The organism is Marihabitans asiaticum, from assembly GCF_007828725.1.
Classification (GTDB): Bacteria; Actinomycetota; Actinomycetes; order Actinomycetales; family Dermatophilaceae; genus Marihabitans; species Marihabitans asiaticum.
On the sequence record NZ_VIUW01000001.1, the window covers coordinates 743,206 to 770,177 of the forward strand.

Consider the following 26,972-nt stretch of genomic DNA (forward strand, 5'->3'; position numbering starts at 1 on the left):
GTGACGAGTGCGACGCCCGGTGTCGTCGCGGTCCCGGGGGCGAGCGAGGAGCTCGTCGAGCGGCTCAGCGACGGGCTCGAGCGGGTCGAGCGGCTGATCGTCGAGCGCACCCGGCACGAGGACGACTTCATCAGCGAGGCCAACCTCCACCTGGCGCAGGCCGGCGGCAAGAGGTTCCGGCCTGTCCTGACGATGCTCGCTGCGGAGCTCGGCGACGGCATCACCGACGAGGTCGTCGCCGCTGCGGCCGGGGTGGAGCTGACCCACCTGGCGAGCCTGTACCACGACGACGTCATGGACGAGGCCGACCTGCGCCGTGGCGCGCCGAGCGCCAACGCCAAGTACGACAACTCCACCGCGATCCTCGTGGGGGACCTGCTCTTCGGCAGCGCCTCGGACGTCATCGCCGATCTCGGTCCGCAGGCGGTCAAGATCCAGGCGCAGACCTTCATCCGGCTGTGCGCCGGTCAGATCCGCGACGACCGTCCCTGCCCGGACGGGCAGGACCCGCGCGAGTACTACCGCAGCGTCCTCGCCGACAAGACCGGCGTGCTCGTCGCGACCGCGGCCCGCTACGGCGCGATGTTCGGCGGGTGCAGCCCCGAGGTGGTCGATATGGCGACCGAGTACGGCGAGCGTCTTGGGGTGGCCTTCCAGCTCGCCGACGACCTCATCGACATCGCCTCTCGCTCGGGTGACTCCGGCAAGACCCCGGGGACCGACCTGCGGGAGGGCAAGCGCACGCTGCCGGTGCTCAACGCCCTGGCCTCCGAGGACCCGGCCGACGACGAGCTCAAGGCGTTGCTGGTCTCCGACCTCGACGACCCCGAGCGGCTGGAGCGGGTGCTCGAGCTGCTCCGCCCTCACCCGGCGATGACCGCGGCGCGCGAGGAGATGCTCGCCGTGGGCCGGCGTGCCGCCGAGGTGCTCGACCCGCTGCCGGAGAGCGACGCTAAGGCTGCGCTGCTCGCCCTCGTCGCCAGCGTCGTCGACCGGGCAGGCTGACCGCTCTCTCCCCTTTCCCCGCACCTGCCAAGGCAGGTGCGGGTGAGGTTGGTATCTGCCAAGGCAGGTGCGGGTGAGTTGGGTACTTGCCTTGGCAGGTGCGAAGGGGGGGAGTCAGGCGGAGGGTTGCGGCGCGCGGCGGGAGCGGCGGGAGCGGCGTGCTGCGGCGAGCGAGTCGGCTGAGAGCACGACGAGCGCGACCCAGACGATCGCGAAGCCGACCCAGCGGGTGGAGGGCACGACCTCGTGCAGCAGGAAGACGCCGACGAGCAGCTGGGCGACCGGGGTGATGAACTGGATCAGGCCGATCGTCACGAGGGGAATGCGCCGCGCCGCGGCGGCGAAGAGGAGCAGCGGGACCGCCGTGGCGACGCCCGAGAGCACGAGGAGCATCGGGTGCCAGGGTGCTCCTGCGGTGAAGGTGCCCTCGCCGTTCGCGGTGAGCCACAGGAGGATGCCGGTCGCGAGGGGGATGAGCGCGATGGTCTCCGCGCTGAGCGACTGCAGGGCGGGAAGCGAGGCACCGAGCCGTTTCTTCGTCAGCCCGTAGGTGGCGAACGAGAAGGCGAGGATGATCGAGAGCCACGGGATCTGCCCCGACGAGACGGCAAGATAGCCGAAGGCGGCTGCCCCGATGGCCACGGCCGCCCACTGCAGCGGGCGCAGACGCTCGCGGAGGATGAGCACCCCCATGCCGACCGTGACGATCGGGTTGAGGAAGTAGCCCAGCGCCGCCTCGTGGGTCCGCCCGGTGCTCACCGCGTAGACGTAGAAGCCCCAGTTGATCGCAATGACGTAGGCGGCGATCGCCACACCGAGAGCCAGCCGGGGTCGGCTGCGCAGCAGCGACAGCAGCCCGAGCAGCTCACGGCGCAGCAGGAGGATCGCGGCACACAGGACGAGCGTCCACACGATCCGGTGCGCGAGGATCTCCCACGCGCCCGACGGCTCGAGCGCGGTGAAGTAGAGCGGAAAGAGCCCCCAGATGCCGTACGCGCCCCACCCGGCGAGCAGGCCACGCCGATGCTCTGCTGCCGCGGCGTCGCTCTGAGGTGCACTCACCGGGCGAGCATAGAGGAGCGCCGCAGAGCGATCAGGCCTGCTCGGCGACGACGACGAAGTTGGCCTTGCGGTGCCCGTCCTCGCGGAACCCGAGCTCGTCGTCACAGGTGACGAGGACCACCCGCCGAGCCTGGGAGTTCTGCCCCCAGACGTCGGCGTCGTGCTGCAGGTCGGTCTTGTCGACGATCTCGGCGCGGCTGATCTCGAAGCGGAGCTGCTCACCGCCGGGGTAAGTGATGACGATGCCGTCGCCCAGCTCGACGTCCTCCAGCGCGGCGAAGGCGTCGGGTCCGCCGCCGGAGGTCACGTGACCGGCGATGACCGACGTCCCGGTGGCTCCCGGGACCACCCGGTCATACCCCGTGAACCAGATGACCTGGTGCGCCTTGGGGTTGACCTTGCCGTCACGCAGCCCCTGCGCCTCGAGGTCGTGCTCGAGCCCGATCGCCGGGATGCTGACCGAGCTGGCCCCCGATCCGGAGTCGGCCGCGGCCTTGCCCGCGGCCACCTGCTCGGCGCTCAGGCTCAGCTCGGACGAGGGAGTGACCTCGACCTCAGGATCCTTCGTCTCCCCGTCGGGGCTGCCCTCCGTGGAGGTGGAGGACGACCGGGGGGAGCTGGTCGAGGACGAGTCATCGTCCGTGCCCGACGAGGCCTTCGAGGACGACGTGCTGGAGGTGCTCGCGCTGCTCGACGCGCTCGAGCTGGTCGAGGTGCCGGCAGCGGGGGACCCGTCCTCGCCGCCGCGCAGCAGCGCGACGGCGATCACGGCCGCGGCGACCAGGGCCAGCGCCACGAGGATCGCGACGAGGACCCCGGGTCGCCGGGAGGTGTCGGGCTGCTCGCTCATGGCAGCAGCCTCTCACCTGCACGTCGGGCCTCGGTTACGGCAGGTCGGTCTCGACGATCGGTCCGCGGGGGCCGCCGGGTCGCGACGGTGTGGGCTCAGGCGTCGTGGGCGCCGGGGTGCTCGGCGACGGCGACGGGGTCGACGGAGACGGGCTGGGCGACGTGGGCGTCGGGGTGGGCTGCGACGGGCTCGGCTCCGGTGCGGCCGACGCCTCGGGCCAGATCATGATCACCGACGGTCGCGGCTGGGTGTTGCCCTGGTAGGGGAAGGTGGAGAGCACGTTGGTCGTGCTCGCCCCGTCCTCCTCGACGGGGTGCTGCACGGCCGCGAAGACGACCTTGTCGTCCCACTCGATGAGCGGCCCGCAGCACTCGGAGAAGGCGGGGACGGAGAGGAACTGCTGCAGGTGCCCGGCGTGCTCGCCCTCGAGCGGGAAGAGGTACATGCCGTCGCAGTGGCCGAGGGAGTTGCCGTCGGTCGCGATCCACAGGTTGCCGTCGCCGTCGAAGGTGACGTTGTCCGGGCAGGAGATGGGGCTGACCTCGGACTTGTCGTATCCGAGGAAGTAGGTCTCCTGGTCGTTCGGGTCACCGCAGACGAGCACGAGCCGCCACGCGAAGGTCGTCGCGGTGTGGTCGCCGCCGGCCTCGGTGATCTCCAGCACTTGGCCGTGCTTGTTCTCGGCGCGCGGGTTGGGGCCGTCGGTCTGGGCGGGGGCCCGCTTGCTGTTGTTGGTCAGCGCGGCGTAGATCCGCCCGTTGACGAGGTTGGGCTCGACGTCTTCGGGGCGGTCCATCTTCGTCGCGCCGACCTGGTCGGCGGCGAGCCGGGTGTAGACGAGGACCTCCTCCAGGCTCATCCCTTCGACGGCCGACCGCCCACCGACCGTGAGCGGCACCCAGGTCCCGGTGCCGTCGTGCACCCCGTCGGCCCCGTCGCCGGAGAACTTCGCGACGTAGAGGTCGCCCTCGTGCAGCAGCTGCGTGTTGTGGTCGCGGTCGCCCTCGACGTACTTCTTCTTGCTGACGAACTTGTACATGTAGTCGAAGCGCTCGTCATCACCCATGTACGCCACGACATGGCCGTTGTCGGCGACGATGACGTTGGCGCCCTCGTGCTTCATCCGACCCATCGCGGTGAGCTTCTTCGGCGGGGCGCTGGGGTTGAAGGGGTCGAGCTCGACGACCCAGCCGAAGCGGTTGGCCTCGTTCGGTTCCTGCGTGAGGTCGAAGCGGGAGTCGAGCCGGTCCCAGTTGTGCTGCGCCGGGTAGCCGCTGGCCAGTCCGTACCGGGCCGCGGCGCGACCGGCGAGGTCGTCGCTCGGCGCGTCGGGCTGGGCGAAGTAGTAGTTGAAGTTCTCCTCGCCGGAGAGCACGGTGCCCCACGGGGTCGTGCCGCCGGCGCAGTTGCCGAAGGTGCCACGGGCGGTGTGAGCCTTGCGGTCCGCGGACGTCTTGAGCAGGTCCGACCCGCGAGCCGGGCCGACGATGTCGAAGGCGGTCTCGACCGTGACCCGGCGGTTCAGCGGGGCGGCCTTGGTGTAGGTCCAGCGGCTCGTGGCGTCCTTGCGGGTCATCTCCACGACGGACATGCCGTGGGCCATCATCGTGATCCGCACCTGGTCGTCGGTCAGCGCGGTGGCGTCGGTGTACCCGGAGAAGATCAGCTCGTTGTTGGTGTACTCGTTGTTGACCACGAGCACGGCCTCGGTCGTGCTGTCGCCCTTGGGGATGACGCCGACGTAGTCGCAGTTGTAGCCGAACTGGCCCTCCTGCGCCGCGGAGGTCTGGTTCTCGAAGTCGAAGGCGGGTGCGCCGGGCATGATCGGGTCGCCCCAGCGGATGATCGGCGCCCAGCGGAAGCCGTCGGGGACGACGACCTCGTCGGTGCCGGCCGGGACCGGTGAGATCGGGGTGAAGCCGAAGGGGGCGGTGAGCGCGGTGGGGTCGGCGGCCAGTCGCGCTGCCGCGCTCTGCGTCGCCGACACCGCACCGAAGCCGGCGACCGCCGCGGTGAGCGATCCCGCCTTGAGCACGGAGCGGCGCGAGGCGGCGACGACGTCGCCGAAGTACTCGTTGTCGCTCTGGTTGGGGACCGGCTTGCTGCAGGCGTCGCCGCACTTCCAGATGCAGGTCATCGCCGACCGGCCGCCGTCGCGGTGGCCGGGAAGCAGCGGGAGCAGGGTACGGCTGGGGCTGGCGGGCATGACGGGCCTTTCGTCGGTGGCGGTGCGTCGGGGCGAAGGGGGTGGACCGGGCTGGCGTCCTGGTGGCGGGTCGGGTCGACGCGAGGACGGTACGGCCGGCTCGGCCAACGGGCGATGACGCCCAGGTGGCCCTCGGGCGAATCTCTGCCCAGCGGATCGTCAAGGCATCATGGGATGACCCGACGAAGGAGTCCTTCCCGTGCCCGAGCAGCCGAGCCCCCCCCTTCGCGTCGACCAGGACGGCCACGTCCGGACGTGGACCATCGACCTCCCCGAGCAGCGCAACCCGATCACCGGGCAGGAGGTGATCGCCGCCCTCGAGGATGCGGTCGAGCAGGCGAATGCCGACGCCCAGGACGGCTCCCTGCGAGCGGTCATCCTCACCGGTGCGGGCTCGGCGTTCTCCGCCGGCGGCGACGTCAAGGCGATGCGTGACAAGCAGCCTCCCTTCGGTGGGCCGGTCTCCGGGAGCCGCGAGGGCTACCGCCGCGGGGTGCAGCGGATCCCGGCCGCGATGGCCCGCCTCGACGTGCCGGTCATCGCGGCGGTCAACGGGCCGGCGGTCGGCGCGGGGTGCGACCTGGCGCTCATGTGCGACCTGCGGGTGGCCTCGACGACGGCGTTCTTCGCCGAGTCCTTCGTCCAGCTCGGCATCATCCCTGGCGACGGCGGCGCCTGGCTGCTGACCAGGCTCGTCGGCCCGGCACGGGCGGCGGAGATGGCGCTGACCGGTGACCGGGTGGACGCGGCCACGGCACGGGAGTGGGGGCTGGTCAACGCGGTCGCCGAGCCTGAGGAGCTGCTCGGTGCCGCCCGCGCCCTCGCCGACCGGGTCGCGAAGAACCCGCCCTACGCGGTGCGGATGGCCAAGGCGCTGCTGCGGGACGCGCCCGAGGTCCCCCTTCGCGCGAGTCTCGAGACGGCCGCGGCGATGCAGGCGGTCGCGCACACCACGACCGACCACGAGGAGGCGGTGGCTGCCCTGCTGGAGAAGCGCTCCGGCCGCTACTCCGGCAGCTGATCGAAGACGGCCTGGCCCTGCGCCAGCTCGACGCTGACCTCGTCGCCGTAGCCGAGGCCGGGGACGAAGGGCGCGAGCAGCTCGACCACGCTGCGCGGCTGATGGTTCATGCCGGGTTTGGTCTCCGGGTGGGGGTGGTAGACGAGCGCGTCGACGTCTCGACCGCCGGCGGTCAGACGGCACTGCACGAAGGAGAAGGTCTCGGCCGGGTGCACGTCGGTCCAGGCGATGTCGGTGGCGGTCCAGCGCGGGTCGAGGACGCGCAGCGCGAAGGGGGAGACGTCGACGTTCATCGTCGCCGGGTGGTACGCGGAGAGGTCGATGCCCTGCCGGGCCAAGTGGGGAGTCTGCAGCGCGATGGTGCCGGCGGCGAAGGGGGAGTCCGGCGCCCGCCCGGAGGCGACGCCGTGGCCTGGGACGACCACGCCGCGCGCCTGGAGGCTGGGCGCCGCTCCTGCCGGGTGGTCCGACCTCATCTCAGGAATGCTGCCACGTGCGCGCGGTCGTTAGGGTTCTCCTGATGCCGACCGACCTGCCCCTCCCCACCGTCGGCGCCGGGGCCGACCCGGCGCCGCGGACGGTGCGCCTGGGCGGGCGGCGCTACGACGTACACGTCCACGACCTCGGTCTGGCCTGCTGCGCGATGGAGTTCGTCGCCGCGGCGCAGGGGGAGGGCCTGGACCGACTCGGGGTGCTCGAGACGAGCGAGGGGCCCGAGCGGGCCGACGTGCTCGTCGTCTCGGGCACGATCACCGACGCGATGGCGCCGGGTGTGCAGGAGGTCTACGACCGGATGCCGGGGCCGCGCTACGTCCTCTCCTTCGGGGCGTGCTCGAACAGCGGTGGCCCGTACTGGGACAGCTACTGCGTGACCAAGGGCGTCGACCAGCTCGTCCCGGTCGACGTCTACGTGCCGGGCTGCCCGCCCCGGCCCGAGGCGCTGCTGCACGGGCTCGCCCGGCTGCACCGGCAGATCGCGGCCGAGCATGCCTGAGGAGCGGGTGACGGTCCCCCGGGAGCGCTGGGTCGAGCAGGCCCGGTCGGCGCGTGCGGACGGGTACGCGTTCTTCGACTGGCTGAGCGCCGTCGACGAGACTGACGCCGCCACCGACCCCGGGATGGAGGTCGTCGCCCGCCTCGTCGACCCGCGACCGACGCCCGAGCGTGACCGGCGCTCGATGCTGCTGCGTACCCGGGTGCCCGAGGGCGAGCCGCTGGCGAGCCTGACCGGTCTCTTCGCGGGGGCGGCGTGGTGCGAGCGGGAGACCTTCGAGATGTTCGGGGTGCTCTTCGACGGCTTCGACGACGGCACCGGCCAGGGGCTGCGGCCGCTGCTCCTGCCCGAGGGCTTCGAGGGCAACCCGCTGCGCAAGTCCTTCGTCCTGGCCTCTCGGGCCACCAAGCCGTGGCCCGGGGGCAAGGAGCCCGGTGAGGGGCGCTCCGGCGCGGGCTCGCCGTCACGGCGGCGGGTGCAGGCACCGGGGGTTCCCGGACCCGACTGGGGTCGGGAGCACGGCCAGGAGGACGGCCGTGAGTGAGTGCGGCTGCGGTGCGGGCGAGCGGCCCGCGTCGCCCGAGGCGAGCGACCTGCTCGAGCCGGTCACCCTCCCTTCGCGCTCGCGAGGGGTCATCGCGCTCGTCGAGGCGAACTGCACCTCGTGCATGCTCTGCGCCCGGGAGTGCCCCGACTGGTGCATCTACATCGAGAGTCACACCGAGGAGGTGCCGGCCCCCGAGGGGAGCAGCGCCCGCCCCCGGCGGCGCAACGTGCTGGACCGCTTCGCCATCGACTGGTCGCTGTGCATGTACTGCGGCATCTGCGTCGAGGTCTGCCCCTTCGACGCGCTGCTGTGGAGCCCCCAGTTCCAGTACCCGGCCGGTGATCTCGACGAGCTGACCCACGAGATGGACGTGCTCGGCGGCTGGCTGTCCGAGGCCCCCGCACCCCCGCCGCTCGACCCCGGCTCCGAGCCAGCCGCCGAGGCCGCGCAGCCCGCGGCGACCGATCGGCGCGGTCCCGCGGCCCGGGGCCGCCGTGGCGGGCTGACTCCACGCCGCCGCGCGACCCGCGATCCCTCGGACTCTCCGGAGCAGGCATGACGAAGGGGTGCCCCGGACCGACGATCGGTCCGGGGCACCCCTTCGCCCCTCAGGGTCAGGCGGCGTCGACGCCCACGGGGACGTCCGGCGCCGATGGCTGAGGGCGCTGGTCAGCGGACGATGCGCAGGGTGAGCGGCGGGTTCCAGGCCTCGCCGTTGCTCGCCTTGACCGCGCCGACGATGTGGAGCACTGCGGCGATGGCGATCGCCAGACCGAAGGTGACGAAGCCGATGAGGACGAGCATGAGCGGCAGGCTGACGAGCATGACGATACCCATCGTGATCTGCACGTTGAGGCTGTTCGCCGCGTGGTTCGCGACGAAGGCGCCGCGGTCCTTGTACATGAGGTAGACCACGAGCGAGGCGACGAAGCCGAGGAAGCCGGCGCTGAGCACCATCGCCGCGAGCGGGATGATATGCGAGAGCATCCCGAGGTTGCGCTCTTCCTTCGGGCCGAGCTGCTGGGCCTGGAAGCCCTGCTGCTGCGGGTACTGCCCCTGCTGCGGGTACTGGTCGTGCTGCGGGTACTGGTCGTGCTGCGGGTTCTGGTACGGGTTCGGCGTGCTCACGCGGCTCCCCTTCGTCTTGTCGATGTGTCCTTCCTTGACAACGATGCCGCAGCTGTGGCCCTTCCCGCCAGGGTGCTGCCCCGTCGGGTGCACGGGGGAGAACCCCCGTCCGTGCTCGCGGCCGGGTTCTTGCCGCCCGCAACCTGGGAAGGTCATCCAGCCTGGTGGTGTTGTATGCACCAAGACGAGGCAGCACCGGCCCTCGCCGGCAGAAGGGGAATCAGACCATGCACAAGCACTACAACGGGCTGAAGACCGCGGCGCTCTTCGGTGGCATCTGGGCTCTGCTGCTCGGCATGGGCGCGCTCATCGGCAACGGCCGCTTCATCTGGCTCTTCGCCCTCTTCGGCGTCGGCACCTCGATCTACACCTACTGGAACTCCGACAAGCTGGCGATCAAGGCGATGCGCGCCCGGGAGGTCAGCCCGCAGGAGGCCCCGGTGATGCACCGGATCGTCACCGAGCTCTCGCAGAAGGCCGGCAAGCCGATGCCTCGGCTCTACATCTCCCCGACGGCCGCTCCCAACGCCTTCGCGACCGGCCGCAACCCCGACAACGCCGCCGTGTGCTGCACCGAGGGGATCCTGCACCTGCTCGACGAGCGCGAGCTGCGCGGGGTCCTCGGGCACGAGCTGATGCACGTCTACAACCGCGACATCCTCACCGGCTCGGTGGCCGGTGCCCTGGCCGGCATCATCTCCACGGTCGCCCAGTTCGCCCTCTTCTTCGGCGGTGACCGGGAGCGTGGGGGCAACCCGATCGCGATGCTCGCGATGGCCCTGCTCGCCCCCTTCGCCGCGATGGTCATCCAGATGGCGATCAGCCGCACCCGGGAGTACGACGCCGACGAGGACGGCGCGCAGCTCACCGGGGACCCGCTGGCCCTGGCCTCCGCGCTGCGCAAGCTCGAGCAGGGCACGGCGCAGGCGCCGCTGGCGCCCACCCCGCAGCTGCAGTCGCAGGCGCACATGATGATCGCCAACCCGTTCCGCCCGCGCGACGTCTCCAAGCTCTTCTCCACCCACCCGCCGATGACGGAGCGCGTCGCCCGCCTCGAGGCGATGGCCTACGGCCACCGGCTCGGCTGAGCCGACCAGCACGAAGGGAGGGCACCCCGCCGGGTGGTTTGATGGCGGGGTGCCTTCCCTCACCCTCGCCGAAGCCCGTGCCCGCGCCGACCTGCTGACCGTCTCCGCGATGGAGGTCGACCTCGACCTCGACCAGGGCGCCGAGCACTTCGGGTCGGTGACCCGGATCCACCTGTCGGCAGCGACCGACGGCGAGACCTTCCTCGACATCGACCCGGTCACCCTGCACGCGATCCGCCTCGACGGCCGTGACCTCGACACCGGGATGCTCGCGGACAAGCGCTACCCGCTCGATCTCGTCGCCGGTGAGCACGTGATCGAGGTCGAGGCGACGATGGCCTACAGCCACGACGGCGAGGGGCTGCACCGGGCCACCGACCCGGCCGACGGCAACGACTACGTCTACGGGCACACCTTCCTCGACGCCGCGCCCAGCGTCTTCGCCTGCGTCGACCAGCCCGACCTCAAGGCCCCGTACCGGGTCACGGTCACGGCGCCGAGCGACTGGGTCGTCATCGGCAACGGAGCAGCCGAGGGCGGCGAAGGGGCAGTGTGGCGGCTTCGTGAGACCAAGCCGCTGGCGACCTACTTCGTCACCGTGTGCGCCGGCCCGTACGCGCAGGTCCGTGACGAGCACGACGGCATCTCCCTCGGCCTCTACGGTCGAGCGTCGCTGCGCGCCGAGCTCGAGGCGCACGCGCCCGAGATGCTGGAGGTGACCAAGGCCAGCTTCGACTACTTCCACTCGATCTTCGGCGTGCGCTACCCCTTCGACGACTACGACCAGGTCTTCGCCCCCGAGTTCAACGCCGGCGCGATGGAGAACCCCGGCTGCGTCGTGCTGCGCGACAGCTATCTCTTCCGCGGAGCGGTGAGCCGCAGCGAGCGGCTCACCCGGGCCAACACGATCAGCCACGAGATGGCGCACATGTGGTTCGGCGACCTCGTCACGCTGCGCTGGTGGGACGACCTGTGGCTCAACGAGTCCTTCGCCGAGTACATGGCCCACCGCTGCCTCGTCGCCGCCACCGACTTCACCGACGCCTGGGTGGACTCGACGATGGCGCGCAAGTCCTGGGGCTACGCCGCCGAGCGCTCGCCGTCGACCCACCCGGTGGCCGGGTCCTCGGCGCCCGACGCGCGCTCGGCGCTGGCCAACTTCGACGGGATCTCTTACGCCAAGGGTGCGGCCGTCATCCGCCAGCTCATCGAGTACCTCGGGGACGAGGCCTTCCTCGCCGGCATCCGCGACTTCCTCACCCGGCACTCCTTCGGCAACGCCTCGCTCGCGGACTTCCTCGCCGCGATGGAGCGGGCCGCCGGGACCGACCTCGACTCGTGGTCGACCGCGTGGCTCGAGACCGCCGGGGTGGACGCCCTCTCGGTCGAGCGAGAGAGCGCGACCCTGACCCGCGCGGTCCCCGAGGATCACCCGGCCGACCGGCCCCACCAGCTGGACGTCGCGACCTACTCCGGAGGCCGCGAGACCTCGCGCACCGCGCTGACGCTCAGCGAGGACACCGCGACCCTGCACGGCATCGACCTCGACGCCCCCCTCGTCCTGCCCAACGCCGGTGACCTCACCTGGGCCACCTCGCTCCTCGACGAGCGCAGCCTCGGCGCGCTGCTTACGGAGCTGCCCTCCCTGGAGGACGAGCAGGCCCGCGCGGTGATCTGGGTCGGCCTGCGCGACCAGCTCGCCCTCGGCCTGGTCGACCCCCGCCTGCTCGTCGACCTCGGCGAGCGCGCCCTGCCGGGCGAGCGCAACGACTCGATCCTCGCCAGCGCCGGGATGCACCTCACCGGCAAGGTGATCCGCAACTACCTGCCCGAGGACGAGCAGGCCGCGGCCCGGTCCCGGATGGCCGACCTCGGCGAGCGGATCCTCGCCGAGGCCAGCGCGGCAGATCCCGGCGGCAGCCGGGAGCTGCACGCCGCCCGCCTGGTCGCCCGGACCACGACCGATGTCGAGGGCCGCCTGCGGCCCTGGGCGAAGGGGGAGGATCTCCCCCCTTCGCTCGTCGGCGACGACGACTTCCGGTGGATCGTCCTGGGCCAGCTGGCCCGCCAGGGGGCGCTGCGCGCCGAGGAGATCGAGCAGGCGCGGCGCGCCGACCGGACGATGACCGGCAACCTCGGCGCGCTCACCGCCACCGCGGCCATCCCCACCGCCGACGCCAAGGCCGCCGCCTGGGCGGACCTGACGACCAACCGCGAGCGCAGCAACTACGAGCTCGTCGCCATCGCCGCCGGCTTCTGGGGCCCGGAGGACCGCGACCTGGTCCGCCCCTACATCGAGCGGTACTTCACCGACATCCCGGCGATGGCCGGGCATCTCGGCGACAGCGCGCTCGGACGGGTGGCGTCGATGGCCTACCCCTCGCGCTTCGCCACCCCCGAGACGCTCGAGCTCAGCCGAGCCTGCCTGGCGCGAGACGATCTGGACATGGCCGTCCGCCGCGCGGTCGTCGACGCCCAGGCCGAGCTGGAGCAGGTGGTCGCGAGCCGCGCCCGCTACGGCGCCTGACCGCCGGGGCTCGCGAGCGATCTCACACAACCGACGCCGGCAGCGTCCTAGAGGCATGATCGAGTCCATGACCCGCCGTCCGTCCGGCGTGAGCACCGCCCGGCACGCCCTCATCGCGACCGACCTCGGCGAGCTCACCGTCGTCGTCGCCGACGACGACGGTGAGGACGAGGCGCTCGTCGGGCTGTACTTCCCCGGTCACTGGACCCTGCCCGACCCGGTCAGCTTCGGCCCTCGGGAGGACACCCTGCCGCTCGCCGAGGCGACCCGCCGCCAGCTGCAGGAGTACCTCGCAGGCAAGCGCCGGGACTTCGATCTGCCGGTGCGGCTGCGCGGAGGGGAACTCGCGCAGCGGGTGTGGGCGGTGCTGCAGGAGGTGGGGTACGGCGAGCGGACCACCTACGGCGAGATCGCCCGGCAGCTGGGCGCCGCCGCCCAGCCCGTCGGCCGCGCGGTCGGGGCCAACCCGGTCTCGATCATCGTCCCGTGCCACCGGGTCGTCGGCAGCGACGGCAGCCTCACCGGCTACGCCGGCGGCCTGGAGCGCAAGCGCGCCCTGCTCGACCTCGAGGAGCCGCCCGCCGCCGACCGAGGGGCGCTCTTCTAGACCATGGCCGACACCCCCTTCGAGTCCGTCGTCACCGAGCACGGCCGCCATGTGCTCACGCTGTGCATGGCGATGCTCGGCAGCGACGAGGCCGAGGACGCGTGGAGCGAGACCTTCCTCGCGGCGCTGCGCGCCTGGCCCGACCTGCCTGATGACCTCGACCCGCGGGCGTGGCTCACCGTCGTCGCCCGCCGCAAGTGCCTGGACCTGCTCCGCGCTCGCGCCCGCCGGGCCGTGCCCACCGACCGGCAGCCCGAGGTCGGCGTGCCCGGACCCGAACCCGGGGACGAAGGGGTGTGGGCGCACGTCGCGGTCCTGCCGACCAAGCAACGCCAGGTCGTGACCTACCGATACCTCGGCGGTCTGAGCTATGCGCAGATCGCCACCCTGACCGGCGGTACCGAGGCAGCCGCGCGCCGCGCCGCCGCCGACGGGCTGAAGACCCTGCGAGCCAAGGAGATCCGATGAGCGAAGGGATGGCCGCCGACCTCCCGCAGATCGACGACGAGCGGATGGCGCGGCTGCACGGACGACTCGTCGAGCGGGCCGCCCGCAGCGCCGACCTCGACGTCGCCTACCGGGTGATCGACAGCCCCCTCGGCCGCCTCGTGCTCGCGGCGACCCCGCGCGGGCTGGTGCGGGTCGGCTTCGCCGACGTCGAGGGCGAGGAGCGCGTGCTCGCCGAGGTCGCCCGTGAGGTCAGCCCGAAGGTGCTGCGCAGCCCCGGCCGGCTGGACAAGGCAGCCCAGCAGGTCGAGGAGTACCTCGCGGGGCGACGCTCCGGCTTCGAGATCGCCCTCGACCTCAGCCTGCTCGGTGGGTTCCGCGGCGAGGTCGTGACCGCCCTGCCCCGGATCCCCTACGGCAGCACCGCCTCGTACGGCGAGCTGGCCGCGATCGTCGAGCGGCCCCGGGCGGTCCGCGCGGTCGGGACGGCGTGCGCGACCAACCCGCTGCCGCTGCTCCTGCCGTGCCACCGGGTCGTGCGTGCGGACGGCTCTCCCGGGCGCTACCGCGGAGGCGACTCGGCGAAGGTGGCGCTGCTGGAGATGGAGTCCCGCGGCGGGTCAGCCGCCGACCGGTAGTTCGCAGATCCCCGGGGAACCTCAGACGAACGGCTCCCCGCCCCCTTCGCAGATCCCCGGGGAACCTCAGACGAACGGTCGCACCACGACGGATCGGCCGCCACGGCGGCGCGTCGTACGGCAGACTGCCCTCTCGGAGCCAGCCACGCACCGCCCACGACGGCGAGAGGGACCCCCCTTCGCCCGCCACCGAAGGGAACCGATGAGCACGCCTGCGCCCGAGACGACCCGCCCCGAGGCGATGACCCGGCCCGAACGGCTCGGGCGACTGCCCTACACCCGCAAGCACACCCGGCTGCTGCTCGGCGCTGGCGGCGGGTGGGCGCTGGACGCGATGGACGTCGGTCTCATCTCCTTCGTGCTCGTCGTCCTCGCCGAGCAGTGGAGCCTCACCACGGCCGAGCGGTCCTGGGTGGTGACGATCGGCTTCATCGGCATGGCGATCGGCGCAACCCTCGGCGGGCGGCTGTCCGACCGGTTCGGGCGGCGCACGGTCTTCGCCGCGACCCTGGTGATCTACGGGCTGGCGACGGGTGCGTCCGCGCTCGCCGGAGGCCTCGCGCTCTTCCTCGTGCTCCGCTTCCTCGTCGGGCTCGGTCTCGGCGCCGAGCTGCCCGTCGCATCGACCCTGGTGAGCGAGCTGTCACCGACGCGGATCCGCGGGCGGATGGTCGTCGCGCTCGAGTCGTTCTGGGCGCTGGGGTGGATCCTCGCCGCGCTCGTCGGCTTCTTCATCGTGCCGAACGGCGAGAACGGGTGGCGCTGGGGGCTCGCGCTCGGCCTCGTCCCCGCCCTCTACGCGGTGGTCGTCCGGCTCGGTCTGCCCGAGTCGGTGCACTACCTCGAGCGCGCCGGACGCGACGACGAGGCCGAGCAGGTGGTGCGCGACTTCGAGACCGAAGCTGGGGTCGAGGCGGCGCCGACCCGCGACATCGAGGAGGCGCCGGCCGCGTCGCCGGCGCAGCTGTGGTCGAGCGCGTACCGGCTGCGCACCCTCGGCATCTGGGCGGTGTGGTTCTGCGTCAACTTCGCCTACTACGGCGCCTTCATCTGGCTGCCGTCGCTGCTTGTGGCCCAGGGCTTCGACATCACGAAGTCCTTCCAGTACACCCTCATCATCACCCTCGCGCAGCTGCCCGGCTACGCGCTGTCGGCCTACCTCATCGAGCGGATCGGGCGACGGGTGACCCTTGGCCTCTTCCTCCTCGGGTCGGCGGTCTCGGCCGGGTTGTTCGGCCTCGCCGACTCCGAGACCGCGATCATCGCCGCCGGCTGCTCCCTGTCCTTCTTCAACCTCGGGGCCTGGGGCGCGCTCTACGCGATCACTCCGGAGATCTACCCCACGCTCATGCGTGGCACCGGCGCGGGCGCGGCCGCCGGCTTCGGTCGGATCGCCTCGATCCTTGCGCCGCTCTCGGTGCCCTTCCTCCTTGAGCGCGGCAGCGGCGAGGTGCTCGTCTTCTCGATCTTCGCGGCGGCCTTCGTCCTGGCTGCGGTCGCGGCCTTCGCGTTGCTGCCCGAGCGGCGCGGCGAGGAGCTCGAGGCCTGACCGCGAAACTGCGGCATGCAGCATTTCGTTGTCGGTGCAGCACATGCAGGTGCTGCACCGACGTCAAGGTGCTGCATGCAGCAGTTTCGGGCGAAGGGGGCCAGAGTCAGCGGCCGAAGACCGGCCGCCGCTTCTGCGTGAAGGCCAGAGCCGCCTCGGCGTGGTCGGCGGAGATGCCGCACTCCTTGTGCCGGGCGACCTCGCCGGCCATGTAGTCCGTCAGCGTGCTCAGCTCGGCCGCCCGCACGTTGGCCTTGGCGTGACGCTGAGCCAGAGCCGGCCCGTCGGCGAGCTCGCGCGCCAGCCGCGTCGTCTCTGCCGCCAGGGCGTCGGGCTCGACGACCCGGTTGACCAGTCCCAGCTCCAGGCTGGTCTGGGCGTCCAGACGCGGGGAGAGAAGCATCAGCTCGGTCGCGCGGGCCGACCCGACGAGCCGCTGCAGCAGCCACGGCACGCCGAAGTCACCCGAGAGCCCGACCTTCGCGAAGGCCGTCGTGAGTACCGCCTGCGTCGAGGCAACCCGCAGGTCGGCCGCGAGCGCCAGGCCGAGGCCGGCGCCGGCCGCTGCCCCCGGCAGAGCCGCGACGACCGGGGTGCTGGACTGCCACATCGCGGCGACCGTGGCCTCCTGCCGGGCCAGCTGCTCGGCCACGGCTTGCGGGTCGACCTCGGTGGCTCCACCCCCTTCGCCCCCCGACTCGGCGAAGGCCTGGACGTCCCCGCCGGCGCAGAACGCGCGCCCGGCCCCGGTGAGGACGATGCATCGGACCTCGGGGTCCTCCTCGGCTCGGGCCAGCTCGGCGCCGAGGCTCTCGAGCATCTCGGCGGAGAGGGCGTTGAGCCGGTCCGGTCGGTTGAGGGTGAGGGTGCAGACACCGTCTGCGGTCTCGGTCAGCAGGTGGGGTTCGGCGCTCATGTCAGCTCCTGGTGAGTTGGGTGTCGGTGAACGAGGGACGGTGAATGGGCGAGACGTAGCTGGAGTGCCGCGGCCAGGGCGGGGACCGCCGCGAGGGCGAGGAGCGCGACCACGGGGCTGGCCATGGCGCCGATGCCACCGATCGTGGCCGCGCCGACGCTGCCGCCGCCGAGGAAGACGATGGTCTGCAGACCCATCGCCGAGCCGCGACGGTGCGGCGGTACCGAGTCGCCGACGACCTGGGACATCGCCGGCTGCCCCAGGCCGAAGGCGAAGGTGAGGACGAGGACCGCCCCGACGAGCACGGCCGGGTGACGCAGGGTGATCCCCGCGGCCCCGACGCCGAGCGCGAGGACGGTCAGCGTGTTGGACAGGGCCTGGGTGAGCATCGGCCCGAGCCGGTCGAGCACCGGGGTGGTCAGGCGCGGGGAGAGGATCGCGAGCACGCCGCCGGGCAGGAGCAGCAGACCGATCTGCACACCGGTCCAGCCGACCTGACCGAGGATCGCGGGGATGCCGATGAGCAGCGCGAACCACCCGGCCGGGACCCCGATCGCGGTGAGCAGGCTCGCCCGCGCGGGCGGGGAGGTGAAGAGCTGCAGCGGCATGAGCCCGTCGGGGGTACGGCGGACGTGCCGGACGGCGAAGGGGAGGGAGCCGGCGGCGACGAGCGCGCCGGCGGCGGCCGTCGTGAGCCCGAGGGTGCCGGCCTGGAGGGCGAGGATGACCCCGGTGGCGAGCGCCACGACGAGCGCGGTGCCGACTGCGTCGAGCCGGATCGAGGTGTCGCCGGCGTCGGGGAGGGCTGGCGCGGCCAGGGCGACGAGGGGGAGCGCGACGATCGCGAGCGCGATGACCGGCTGCCAGCCGGCCAGGTCCACGAGGGTCGCGCCGATCACGGGACCCACGGCGTTGACCGCGGCGAAGACCCCGGTGTAGGTCGCCAGGGCCGCCCGCTGCGCCCGCCCCTCGTAGGAGAGGAGGAGGGCGGTCAGGGTGAGCGCGGGGATCGCGGCGGCGCCCATGCCCTGGAGGACGCGAAGGGCGACCAGGGTCGCCAGGTCGTCGGCGAGGGTGGCGCCGAGGGCAGCGAGGGCCATGCCGGTGATGCCGATCATCATCGGGCGCCGGATGCCGTACCGGTCGCCGAGCCAGCCGAAGACGGCGCTGGAGACCGCGAGGGAGAGGGCGTAGCAGCTCACGACGAGCGTGGCGCTCGTCGTCGGGACGCGCAGATCTGACCCGATCGCGGGGACGGCGACCGCGACCGCCGCGCTGCCCATCCCGCTGATCCCGAAGAGCACGGCGAGGACGATCGCGAGCCCGGGCCCACGCGCGGCGGCGCGGCTGGCAGGTCCGGGCACGGATCGCTCTCCTCGCAGGTGGTGGCGCAGGTGGTGGCCGCGACGGTCGACGCGGTGCTCGCAGCATGGCCTGAATCTGAGTTCAAGTCTAGGGTGGGGGAGTCCACGACGAGGAGAGGTGAACCATGAGCGGATCGGCCCGGCAGGCGAAGGGCGTCACGGCCGTGCTCGTCGACTACGGCGGCGTGCTTACCACCTCGCTGCACGACGCCTTCGAGGAGCTCAGCGCAGGACTGGGGCTGGATGCCACGGCGGTGGGCGAAGCCTTCGCGCGGGATACCTCGCTGCAGCAAGCCCTCACCGCCCACGAGAAGGGCGAGCTGGGTGACGCCGGCTTCGAGGAGGCGCTGGGCCGGGCGCTGAGCGGGGTCGCCGGACGGGCCATCGCCCCGGAGGGACTGCTCCGCCGGATCGGGGAGACCCTCAGGCTGGAGGAGTCGATGGTGGCTCTGGTCCACCGGCTACGGCGCGAGGAGGTCCCGGTCGCGCTCGTGTCGAACTCCCTCGGCGAGGACTGCTACCGGCTGATCGACCGCGACGCCCTCTTCGATGTCAGCGTGATCTCCGCCGAGGTGGGGGTGCGCAAGCCCTCCCGCAGGATCTACCAGATCGCCTGCGAGCGGCTCGGGGTCGATCCGGCGCAGTGCGTCCTCGTGGATGACCTGCAGCAGAACCTCGACGGCGCGGCCCGCCTTGGGATCACCGGGGTGCTGCACCGTCGCCCCGCGGAGACCGTCGCCGCCCTGGAGTCCCTGCTCGAGCTCTCCCCGGGTGCCGGCACACCGGACGGGGACCGGGGGTGAGCACCCAGGAGCAGGCGAAGGGGGCGCCCCCAGATCTCGTCGACCCCACGATGATCGGGGTGCAGCCGCGCACGACGCGGGGGCAGCGCACCCGCGACAACCTCATCCACGCGGCGCGCACCGTCTTCGAGCGCGACGGCTACCTCGACTCGCGCCTGGTCGACATCGCCGCCGAGGCGGGATGCTCGGTCGGCAGCATCTACACCTGGTTCGAGGGCAAGGACGAGATCTTCGCCGCGGTGCTCCACGAGGCGCAGAACGACATGCTCAACCCCGGCACCGGCCGGATCGCGGCGCAGGACGACCCGGTCGCGATCATCGCCGCGAGCAACCAGGCGTACTTCGAGGCCTATGCCCGCAACGCGCGGCTGAACCGGCTGCTCATCCAGGTCGCCGAGATCGACCCGCGCTTCCGCGCGATGCGGCGGGCCCGGGCCGAGGCGTTCTTCACCCGGAACGCTCGCGCGATCACCGACCTGCAGCGCCGCGGTCTGGCCGACCCCGAGGTCGACCCGCAGCTGGCCTCGATGGCGCTCTCGGGCATGGTCTCGAACGTCGCCGCCGACGCCTACTCACTCGCCGAGGACTACCCGACCGAGCAGGTCGTACGCACGGTGACCCGACTCTGGACCAACGCGCTCGGCCTCACCGCGCCCTGAGGCGCCGCTTCACCCCCTTCGCCCTCCCTTCGCACCTACCAAGGCAGGTACCGGGCTAGGTGGGTACCTGCCTGGCAGGTGCGAAGGGAGGGGGAGGAGAGGGATGGGCGAAGGGGGAGTGCTCAGCGGGCGATGTTGACCCCGCCGTCGACGACGAGGGTGTCGCCGACGACGTAATCCCCGGCGCGGGAGGCGAGGAAGACCGCGGCCCCGGCCATGTCCTCGTCGGTCCCGATCCGGCCGAGCGGGACATGCCGGCTGACCTCGTCGGCCTGGTCCCTGGCGGCCTGGTTCATCTCCGAGGCGAAGGCGCCCGGGGCGATCGCGCTCACGCCGACCCCGAGCGGTGCGAAGTGGGTGGCCATCCGCCGGGTGAGGTGGACCATCCCGGCCTTGCTCGCGGCGTAGGAGTAGGTCTCGAGCGGGTTGACCGAGAGCCCGTCGATGGAGGCGATGTTGATCACCTTGGACAGCTCGCCGGTGCGCTCGTGGGCGGCCAGCAGCAGTGGCTTGCACGCCTGGGTGAGGAAGAAGGGGGACTTGACGTTGAGGTCCATCACCTTGTCCCAGCCCTTTTCGGGGAAGGTGTCGAAGTCCTCGCCCCAGGCCGCCCCGGCGTTGTTGACGAGGATCCCCAGGTCCTCCTCGTGCTCGCGGTAGGCGGCGACGAGGCCCTGCACCCCTTCGGTCGTGGACACGTCCGCGGGCAGCGACACGCACGGTCCGAGCTCGCTGAGCTCGGCGGCGACGGCGTCGCAGACGTCGGCCTTGCGCGAGGAGATGTAGACCCGTGCACCCTGCGCGAGCAGGCCGGTCGCGATCATCTTGCCGATCCCGCGTGAGCCCCCGGTGACCAGCGCGGAGCGTCCGGTGAGCGAGAAGAGCGAGGTCATGTCCATGGAGCTAAGTCCTTTCGTCTGTCAGTGGCGCCGGGGTGCCGGGCGGGCAGGGCCACTCGTCGGTCTCGAACCTAGCCATAGTCGAATCCGGGTTCAAGTATCAGTTGAAACCGGATTCATGTCAGGGCTAGGGTGCCGGTCAGCAGCCATCCATCTTCCGCAGGAGGGTCATCGATGACCTGGACGTCCACGCAGGTGCAGCTCGCCCGTCGACCCGAGGGGGTGCCGAGCGACGATGTCTGGGACATCACGAGCACCGAGGTGGCCGAGCCCGCCGACGGCGAGGTCGTGGTCCAGGTGCGCTACCTCTCCCTCGACCCCGCGATGCGCGGCTGGCTCAACGACGTCCGCTCCTACATCCCCCCGGTCCAGATCGGCGAGGTGATGCGCGCCGGAGGCACCGGCACCGTCGTCGCCTCGGCCCACCCCGATCACGCCGTCGGTGACGTGGTGACCGGGACGGTCGGCGCTCGCGAGTACGCGACCCTGCCCGGCGAAGAGCTCACCACGCTCGACCTCGACCTCGCCGACGAGCCGACCTGGCTCGGCGCGCTCGGCATGCCCGGCATGACCGCCTACTTCGGCCTGACCGAGGTCGGCGCCCTCCAGGACGGCGAGACCGTCCTGGTCTCCGCCGCCGCGGGTGCCGTGGGCAGCGTCGTCGCCCAGATCGCGAAGGCGCGCGGCTGCCGGGTGATCGGCGTCGCCGGCGGCCCGGACAAGGTCGCCTGGCTGCGTGAGCTCGGCTGCGACGAGGCCATCGACTACCGGGAGGGCGACCTCACCCGCCAGGTGCGCAAGGCCGCGCCCGACGGGGTCGACATCTACTTCGACAACGTCGGCGGGCCGCTGCTCGACGCCGCCCTGGCCAACCTGCGCCGCGGCGCCCGCGTCGTCCTGTGCGGCGCGATCTCCGGGTACAACGCGCAGAGCCTGCCCGACGGGCCCAAGCGCTACATGTCGCTACTCGTCTTCCGCGCCCGGATGGAGGGGTTCGTCGTCTTCGACTACGAGGACCGCTACCCCGAGGCGATCGCCGCGATCGGCTCGATGATCCGCGACGGCAGCCTCGTCGCCCGTGAGACCGTCCTCGACGGGGGAGTGCGCGCCTTCCCGGAGGCCCTGCGCGGGCTCTTCGACGGCGTCAACACCGGCAAGCTCGTCCTCGCCCTCTGATCGCGACCACCTCGAGGAGCACCCGATGCGCGCAGCACAGATCACCACCCTGGACGGCCCGACCGCCGTCGAGGTCACCGAGGTCCCCGAGCCGGACGGGTCCGGCGGCGGGGTCGTCATCGACGTCGCCGCAGCCGGGGTGGCCTTCCCCGAGCTGCTCCAGACCCGGGGCCTGTACCAGGTCAAGCCCGACCTCCCCTTCGTCCCAGGCGCCGAGGTCGCCGGCACGGTCGTGACCGCCCCCGAGGGCAGCGGCCTCGTGCCGGGCGCCCGCGTCGCGGCGCTCACCATGCTCGGTGGGCTGGCCGAGCGGGCCGTCGCCGACCCGAGCGTGACCTTCGAGCTGCCCGACGAGGTCGGCTTCGAGCAGGGCGCGTCCTTCCTCTTCAACTACTGCACCGCCTACTTCGCCCTCGTCGAGCGCGGCCGCCTCGCGACGGGCGAGAGCGTCCTCGTGCACGGCGCGGCCGGCGGGGTCGGAACCGCGGCGATCCAGGTGGCCAAGGCCTTCGGCGCCGGCCGGGTGGTCGCCGTGGTCTCCACCGAGGCGAAGGGGGAGGTAGCCCGCCAGGCGGGCGCGGACGAGGTGGTCCTCGCGGACGGCTTCAAGGACGCCGTCGGGCGCAGCATCGACGTCGTCGTCGACCCGGTGGGCGGCGACCGCTTCACCGACTCGCTGCGCACCCTGCGGGACGAGGGGCGCCTCCTCGTCATCGGCTTCACCGCCGGGTCCATCCCCGAGGTCAAGGTCAACCGGCTGCTGCTCAACAACATCGCCGTCGTCGGTGTGGGCTGGGGCGCCTTCGCGATGCCGCGGCCGGGGCACATCGCCACCGAGTGGGAGGCGATGCTCCCGCACCTGCGCTCGGGCGCGCTCGCGCCGATCGTCGGCGCGACCTACCCGCTCGAGCAGGCCGCCGAGGCGATCGCCTCCCTCGAGACCCGCTCGGTCACCGGCAAGGTGCTGGTGACGCCATGACCGCCGAGACAGACCGGAGTGACCAGATGAGCGCAGCCGAAGTGCCGTCGGACCCCTTCGCCGGACGGGTGGCGATCGTCACCGGTGCCGCCGGTGGGATCGGTGCCGCCCTGGCCGCCGAGCTGCTCCGGCGAGGGGCACGGGTCGTGGTCTCCGACGTCGATGCGCAGCGGCTCGAGGAGCAGGCCACCGAGCTCGCGCGTGACCACGAGGACCGCGTCGCCGCGATCTCCGGCGACGCCGCCAGCGAGGACGGCATCGCCGCGATGATCACCGTGGCGCGCGAGTCCTTCGGGCCGGTCGACCTCTACTTCGCCAACGCCGGCATGGGGGAGTCCCTCGGGCTGGACGCACCCGAAGAGCTGTGGTCGACCGCGATCGACCTCAACCTCATGGCGCACGTGCGCGCGGCCCGTGCGCTGGTACCCGAGTGGGTCGAGCGGGGCGAGGGCTACTTCGTCAGCACCGCCTCCGCGGCGGGCCTGCTCACCCAGATCGGCTCGGCGACGTACACCGCGACCAAGCACGCGGCGGTCGCCTTCTCCGAGTGGCTCGCGGTCACCTACGGCGCGCAGGGGGTCGGCGTGAGCTGCCTGTGCCCGCAGGGCGTCGACACCCGCCTGCTGCGCGAAGGGATGAACGCGGCCGGTGGCGGTGCGGTCGCCACCGCGGCGGTCGCCTCGGCCGGTGAGATCCTCGAGCCGTCCGTCGTCGCCCGGGTCACCCTCGACGCCGTAGCCGAGCGCCGCTTCCTCGTCCTCCCGCACCCGGCCGTCGCGGACTACCAGCGCCGCAAGGTCGACGACATCGACCGGTGGATCCGCGGCATGCAGCGCTTCGCCGCCTCCCTCGGCACCTGAGTTCACCCCCCTTCGACCCTCCCGCCAGCCACACCCACCAGCAAGGAGCACCCAGCAGATGCGACAGGCAGTCATCGTCTCCACCGCCCGCACCCCGATCGGCAAGGCCTACCGGGGCGCCTTCAACAACACCCAGGCACAGGAGCTCGTCGGGCACGCCGTCAAGCACGCCGTCGAGCGCTCCGGGGTCGACCCCGAGCGGGTCGAGGACGTCGTCGTCGGCGCGGCCCTGCAGCAGGGCTCGACCGCCTCGAACATCGGGCGGCAGGCGGCGCTGCGCGCGGGACTGCCGGTGAGCGTGTCCGGGATGTCGGTCGACCGCCAGTGCGCCAGTGGTCTCATGGCGGTCGCCGCGGCGACCCACGAGGTCGTCTTCGACGGCATGGACGTCGTCGTCGGCGGTGGCGTTGAGTCGATCTCGCTCGTGCAGAACGAGCACATGAACACCTACCGGGCGATGGACCCGTGGCTGGTCGAGCACGTCCCGGCGACCTACATGTCGATGCTCGAGACCGCCGAGGTCGTCGCGCAGCGCTACGGCGTGAGCCGCCAGGCCCAGGACGAGTACGCCCTCTCCTCGCAGCAGCGCACCGCTGCCGCCCAGGAGGCCGGCGCCTTCGACGACGAGATCGTCCCGCTGCCCTCGGTGGCGCTGGTCAAGGACAAGGAGACCGGCGAGGTCAGCGAGCGCGAGGTGACCCTCACCCAGGACGAGGGCAACCGCCCGAGCACCACCCTGGAGAGCCTCTCCGGGCTGCCGGCTGTCCTGAGCGGCAAGGTCGAGCACGAGGCGTCGATCACCGCGGGCAACGCCTCGCAGCTCTCCGACGGCGCCTCGGCGCTCGTCGTCATGGAGGCCGAGGAGGCTCAGCGTCTCGGGCTGACCCCGCTCGGCGCCTTCCGCGGGATGGCGGTCGCCGGGACGGAGCCGGACGAGATGGGCATCGGGCCGGTCTTCGCGGTGCCGAAGCTGCTCGAGCGGCACGGTCTCAGCGTCGACGACATCGACCTCTGGGAGCTCAACGAGGCCTTCGCCGTGCAGGCGCTGTACTGCCGCGACCGCCTGGGCATCGACCCGGAGAAGTTCAACGTCGACGGCGGCGCGATCTCGGTCGGGCACCCCTACGGCATGAGTGGTGCGCGGATGGCCGGGCACATCCTGCTCTCGGGCAAGAAGCGCGGCGCCAAGCTCGGCGTCGTGACCATGTGCGTCGGCGGCGGCATGGGCGCGGCCGGCCTCTTCGAGATCTTCTGATCCTCCCCCTTCGACACCGACGAACCCCACGAGACGAGAAGAGAAGACGATGCTGGGACTGAGTGAGCGTGGCGCCGAGTACCGGGAGAAGGTGCTCGCCTTCATGGACGAGCACGTCTACCCGGCCGAGTCGGTCTACCACGAGCAGATGGCGGCGGCCGACAGCCCGAACCACCACCCGCAGATCCTCGAGGACCTCAAGGCCGAGGCCAAGGAGCGGGGGCTGTGGAACCTCTTCCACCCCTACCCGGAGTGGGGTCCGGGGCTGAGCAACCTCGACTACGCCTACCTGGCCGAGATCATGGGGCGCAGCATCGAGCTGGCGCCCGAGTCGATGAACTGCAACGCCCCGGACACCGGCAACATGGAGGTGCTCACCCTCTTCGGCAGCGAGGAGCACCAGGAGAAGTGGCTGCGGCCCCTGCTGGCGGGGGAGATCCGCTCGGCCTTCGCCATGACCGAGCCGGCCGTGGCCAGCTCGGACGCGACGAACATCGAGACCTCGATGGTCCGTGACGGCGACGAGTACGTCATCAACGGCCGCAAGTGGTGGACGTCGAACGCCCTGCACCAGAACTGCAAGGTGCTCATCGTCATGGGCAAGACCGACCCGCAGGCAGACAAGCACCGTCAGCAGTCGATGATGGTCGTGCCCCTGGACACCCCCGGGATCGAGATCGTCCGCGGCCTGCCGGTCTTCGGCTACCAGGACCGGGAGGGGCACGCCGAGGTCACCTTCACCGATGTGCGGGTCCCCGCCGACGCCGTGCTCTCCGGCGAGGGCGACGGCTTCATGATCAGCCAGGCGCGGCTCGGGCCGGGTCGGATCCACCACTGCATGCGCTCCATCGGCATGGCCGAGCGGGCGCTGGACCTCATGATCGATCGCGCCCAGAGCCGCGAGACCTTCGGTGCGCCGATCGCCTCCCGCTCCAACGTCCAGGACTGGATCGCCGAGTCGCGCATGGAGCTGGAGATGGCGCGCCTGCTCACGCTCAAGGCCGCGCACATGATGGACACCGTCGGCAACAAGGAGGCCCGCACCGAGATCGCGGCGATCAAGGTGGTCGCCCCGAACGTCGCGCTCAAGGTCGTCGACCGCGCGATCCAGGTGCACGGCGGGGGCGGCGTGAGCGATGACTTCCCGCTCGCCCGGATGTACGCCGGCCTGCGCACCCTGCGGTTGGCCGACGGCCCGGACGAGGTGCACAAGATGATCATCGCCCGTCAGGAGATCAAGCGTCGCGCTGCCCAGACGAGGGCGAAGGGATGAGCCCGGCGGCCGTGGAGGGTCTCGACGTCCCGGCGATGACCGCCTGGCTCGAGGGCCTGGGCATCGGCGCGGATGGTCCGATCAGCTTCGAGCGGATCGGGCTGGGTCAGTCCAACCTCACCTTCCTCGCCACGGACGCCGGTGGCCAGCGGTGGGTGTTGCGGCGCCCACCGCTGGGCAAGACCCTCGCCTCGGCCCACGACGTCGCCCGGGAGCACCGGATCCTCTCCGCGCTCCAGGGCACCGACGTGCCGACCCCGGCGGTCTACGGTCTGTGCGAGGACGCGGCCGTCAGCGACGTGCCGGTCATGGTGGTCGAGCACGTCGACGGCATCGTCCTCGACGGACGGGCCGACGCCGAAGCGCTCAGCCAGCAGCAGCGCCACGCCGCCGGCCTGGCGCTCGTGGAGACCCTGGCCAAGATCCACGCGGTCGACCTCGAGCGCACCGGCCTGGCCGACCTCGCCAGCCACAAGCCGTACGGCGCGCGACAGCTCCGGCGGTGGAAGGGCCAGTGGGACCAGTCCAAGATGCGCGAGCTCCCCGAGATCGAGGACCTCACCGACCGGCTCGTCGCGGCCGACCCGGGCTCGAGCGAGATCACCCTCGTCCACGGCGACGGTCACCTGCGCAACCTCATCCTCGACCCGGACAGCGGCGGGGCCCGGGCGATGCTCGACTGGGAGCTGTGCACCCTCGGCGACCCGATCGCCGACATCGGCACCCTGCTCGCCTACTGGCCGGGGCCGGATGACCCCCAGGGCGCCGTCTTCTCGGTGACGACCGTGCCCGGCTTCGCCGGCGCCGACGAGCTCGTCGCGCACTATGCGGAGCAGACCGGCAGGGACGTCTCGGCGGTGCCCTTCTGGCACGCGCTCGGGGTGTGGAAGCTGGCGATCATCCTCGAAGGGGTGCGCCGTCGCCAGAGCGACGACGAGCGCAACCTCTCCGAGACGGGTCACCACTTGCCCGAAGCCGTCGACGCCCTCGTCGCGCACGCCCACGCGATCCTCGACCGCGGCTGACGAGCCCATCCGCAGCGCTCGCAACGACGCCCGCCATTCTTGCCCTCGGGGCAATAGTGGCGGGCGTGTCGCGGTTTTGCCCCGCGATTCGTGA

General features: G+C 72.0%; 27 protein-coding genes. 19 read left to right on the plus strand and 8 right to left on the minus strand.

The window, feature by feature from the left end:
* Positions 1-1,005 (plus strand): polyprenyl synthetase family protein, encoded by a 1,005-nt coding sequence (locus tag FB557_RS03510; RefSeq protein WP_144855559.1) that lies wholly within the window; start codon positions 1-3, stop codon positions 1,003-1,005.
* 114 nt (positions 1,006-1,119) lie between these two features.
* Here FB557_RS03510 and rarD read toward each other — a convergent pair whose 3' ends face one another.
* The 3 genes from rarD to FB557_RS03525 are packed head-to-tail and all read right to left on the minus strand — an operon-like array spanning position 1,120 to position 5,123.
* Complete coding sequence (gene rarD / locus FB557_RS03515; protein ID WP_144855561.1) at positions 1,120-2,067, minus strand: EamA family transporter RarD; 948 nt, start codon at positions 2,065-2,067, stop codon at positions 1,120-1,122.
* A 31-nt stretch (positions 2,068-2,098) separates the two neighbouring features.
* Positions 2,099-2,917: a class F sortase gene (locus FB557_RS03520; protein WP_144855563.1), complete on the minus strand. Its 819-nt coding sequence runs from the start codon at positions 2,915-2,917 to the stop codon at positions 2,099-2,101.
* 34 nt (positions 2,918-2,951) lie between these two features.
* The gene (locus FB557_RS03525) at positions 2,952-5,123 is read right to left on the minus strand and encodes a PhoX family protein (protein WP_170236168.1); all 2,172 of its coding nucleotides are present in this window, start codon (positions 5,121-5,123) and stop codon (positions 2,952-2,954) included.
* A 199-nt stretch (positions 5,124-5,322) separates the two neighbouring features.
* Between FB557_RS03525 and FB557_RS03530 the strand changes: the two genes are divergently transcribed.
* The gene (locus FB557_RS03530) at positions 5,323-6,144 is read left to right on the plus strand and encodes a crotonase/enoyl-CoA hydratase family protein (protein WP_144855565.1); all 822 of its coding nucleotides are present in this window, start codon (positions 5,323-5,325) and stop codon (positions 6,142-6,144) included.
* On the opposite strand, the gene FB557_RS03535 is transcribed toward FB557_RS03530, so the two are convergent.
* Positions 6,129-6,620 (minus strand): hypothetical protein, encoded by a 492-nt coding sequence (locus FB557_RS03535; protein WP_144855567.1) that lies wholly within the window; start codon positions 6,618-6,620, stop codon positions 6,129-6,131. The genes FB557_RS03530 and FB557_RS03535 overlap by 16 nt on opposite strands.
* 44 nt (positions 6,621-6,664) lie before the next feature.
* Here FB557_RS03535 and FB557_RS03540 point away from each other — a divergent pair, with 44 nt between their 5' ends.
* The 3 genes from FB557_RS03540 to FB557_RS03550 are packed head-to-tail and all read left to right on the plus strand — an operon-like array spanning position 6,665 to position 8,244.
* Positions 6,665-7,138 carry an NADH-quinone oxidoreductase subunit NuoB gene (locus FB557_RS03540; protein WP_144855569.1) on the plus strand — a complete coding sequence of 158 codons (474 nt, stop codon included), beginning with the start codon at positions 6,665-6,667 and terminating at the stop codon, positions 7,136-7,138.
* Positions 7,131-7,682, plus strand: a complete 552-nt coding sequence (locus FB557_RS03545) for an NADH-quinone oxidoreductase subunit C (protein WP_144855571.1) — start codon at positions 7,131-7,133, stop codon at positions 7,680-7,682. Before FB557_RS03540 ends, FB557_RS03545 begins: the two co-directional genes overlap by 8 nt.
* Positions 7,675-8,244, plus strand: coding sequence for a 4Fe-4S binding protein (locus FB557_RS03550; RefSeq protein WP_342778894.1), 570 nt, complete (start codon positions 7,675-7,677; stop codon positions 8,242-8,244). Before FB557_RS03545 ends, FB557_RS03550 begins: the two co-directional genes overlap by 8 nt.
* Positions 8,245-8,354: 110 nt before the next feature.
* Here the strand turns inward: FB557_RS03550 and FB557_RS03555 are convergent, their stop codons facing one another.
* Positions 8,355-8,813, minus strand: coding sequence for a DUF4870 domain-containing protein (locus FB557_RS03555; protein WP_246074370.1), 459 nt, complete (start codon positions 8,811-8,813; stop codon positions 8,355-8,357).
* Positions 8,814-9,040: 227 nt separating this feature from the next.
* Between FB557_RS03555 and htpX the strand changes: the two genes are divergently transcribed.
* From htpX to FB557_RS03585, 6 genes are all read left to right on the plus strand, one after another.
* Positions 9,041-9,901, plus strand: coding sequence for a zinc metalloprotease HtpX (gene htpX / locus FB557_RS03560; RefSeq protein WP_144855573.1), 861 nt, complete (start codon positions 9,041-9,043; stop codon positions 9,899-9,901).
* Positions 9,902-9,950: 49 nt separating this feature from the next.
* Positions 9,951-12,428 (plus strand): aminopeptidase N, encoded by a 2,478-nt coding sequence (pepN, locus tag FB557_RS03565; RefSeq protein WP_144855575.1) that lies wholly within the window; start codon positions 9,951-9,953, stop codon positions 12,426-12,428.
* Between the two features lie 67 nt (positions 12,429-12,495).
* Complete coding sequence (locus FB557_RS03570; RefSeq protein ID WP_211356469.1) at positions 12,496-13,035, plus strand: methylated-DNA--[protein]-cysteine S-methyltransferase; 540 nt, start codon at positions 12,496-12,498, stop codon at positions 13,033-13,035.
* A 3-nt stretch (positions 13,036-13,038) separates the two neighbouring features.
* On the plus strand, positions 13,039-13,503 hold the full coding sequence (locus FB557_RS03575) for an RNA polymerase sigma factor (RefSeq protein ID WP_144855577.1): 465 nt from the start codon (positions 13,039-13,041) through the stop codon (positions 13,501-13,503).
* Positions 13,500-14,120 carry a methylated-DNA--[protein]-cysteine S-methyltransferase gene (locus FB557_RS03580; RefSeq protein ID WP_144855579.1) on the plus strand — a complete coding sequence of 207 codons (621 nt, stop codon included), beginning with the start codon at positions 13,500-13,502 and terminating at the stop codon, positions 14,118-14,120. The genes FB557_RS03575 and FB557_RS03580 overlap by 4 nt, the downstream gene beginning before the upstream one ends.
* A gap of 202 nt (positions 14,121-14,322) precedes the next feature.
* Positions 14,323-15,669 carry an MFS transporter gene (locus tag FB557_RS03585; protein ID WP_144855581.1) on the plus strand — a complete coding sequence of 449 codons (1,347 nt, stop codon included), beginning with the start codon at positions 14,323-14,325 and terminating at the stop codon, positions 15,667-15,669.
* A 106-nt stretch (positions 15,670-15,775) separates the two neighbouring features.
* Here FB557_RS03585 and FB557_RS03590 read toward each other — a convergent pair whose 3' ends face one another.
* Both FB557_RS03590 and FB557_RS03595 read right to left on the minus strand, forming a co-directional pair.
* Positions 15,776-16,585 (minus strand): enoyl-CoA hydratase-related protein, encoded by an 810-nt coding sequence (locus FB557_RS03590; RefSeq protein WP_144855583.1) that lies wholly within the window; start codon positions 16,583-16,585, stop codon positions 15,776-15,778.
* Entirely contained in the window at positions 16,582-17,949 is a 1,368-nt protein-coding gene (locus FB557_RS03595; protein WP_144855585.1) for an MFS transporter, read from the minus strand. The genes FB557_RS03590 and FB557_RS03595 overlap by 4 nt, the downstream gene beginning before the upstream one ends.
* A gap of 125 nt (positions 17,950-18,074) precedes the next feature.
* Between FB557_RS03595 and FB557_RS03600 the strand changes: the two genes are divergently transcribed.
* The gene (locus FB557_RS03600; RefSeq protein WP_144855587.1) at positions 18,075-18,752 is read left to right on the plus strand and encodes an HAD family hydrolase; all 678 of its coding nucleotides are present in this window, start codon (positions 18,075-18,077) and stop codon (positions 18,750-18,752) included.
* A complete protein-coding gene (locus FB557_RS03605; RefSeq protein ID WP_246074372.1) occupies positions 18,749-19,411 on the plus strand; it encodes a TetR/AcrR family transcriptional regulator in 663 nt (220 codons plus the stop codon). The genes FB557_RS03600 and FB557_RS03605 overlap by 4 nt, the downstream gene beginning before the upstream one ends.
* Positions 19,412-19,533: 122 nt before the next feature.
* Here FB557_RS03605 and FB557_RS03610 read toward each other — a convergent pair whose 3' ends face one another.
* A complete protein-coding gene (locus tag FB557_RS03610; RefSeq protein ID WP_144855589.1) occupies positions 19,534-20,310 on the minus strand; it encodes an SDR family oxidoreductase in 777 nt (258 codons plus the stop codon).
* Between the two features lie 174 nt (positions 20,311-20,484).
* On the opposite strand from FB557_RS03610, the gene FB557_RS03615 reads away from it, so the two are divergent.
* Genes FB557_RS03615 through FB557_RS03640 form a run of 6 tightly spaced genes read left to right on the plus strand, consistent with a single transcriptional unit; the run spans position 20,485 to position 26,878 of the window.
* The gene (locus FB557_RS03615) at positions 20,485-21,486 is read left to right on the plus strand and encodes an NADP-dependent oxidoreductase (RefSeq protein WP_144855591.1); all 1,002 of its coding nucleotides are present in this window, start codon (positions 20,485-20,487) and stop codon (positions 21,484-21,486) included.
* Between the two features lie 25 nt (positions 21,487-21,511).
* On the plus strand, positions 21,512-22,465 hold the full coding sequence (locus FB557_RS03620) for an NADPH:quinone oxidoreductase family protein (RefSeq protein ID WP_144855593.1): 954 nt from the start codon (positions 21,512-21,514) through the stop codon (positions 22,463-22,465).
* A 26-nt stretch (positions 22,466-22,491) separates the two neighbouring features.
* Positions 22,492-23,325, plus strand: a complete 834-nt coding sequence (locus tag FB557_RS03625; RefSeq protein ID WP_144855595.1) for an SDR family oxidoreductase — start codon at positions 22,492-22,494, stop codon at positions 23,323-23,325.
* Positions 23,326-23,383: 58 nt separating this feature from the next.
* On the plus strand, positions 23,384-24,580 hold the full coding sequence (locus FB557_RS03630; RefSeq protein WP_144855597.1) for an acetyl-CoA C-acyltransferase: 1,197 nt from the start codon (positions 23,384-23,386) through the stop codon (positions 24,578-24,580).
* Positions 24,581-24,629: 49 nt separating this feature from the next.
* On the plus strand, positions 24,630-25,853 hold the full coding sequence (locus tag FB557_RS03635; protein WP_144855598.1) for an acyl-CoA dehydrogenase family protein: 1,224 nt from the start codon (positions 24,630-24,632) through the stop codon (positions 25,851-25,853).
* Positions 25,850-26,878 (plus strand): phosphotransferase family protein, encoded by a 1,029-nt coding sequence (locus FB557_RS03640; protein WP_144855599.1) that lies wholly within the window; start codon positions 25,850-25,852, stop codon positions 26,876-26,878. Before FB557_RS03635 ends, FB557_RS03640 begins: the two co-directional genes overlap by 4 nt.
* Positions 26,879-26,972 lie beyond the last annotated feature (94 nt).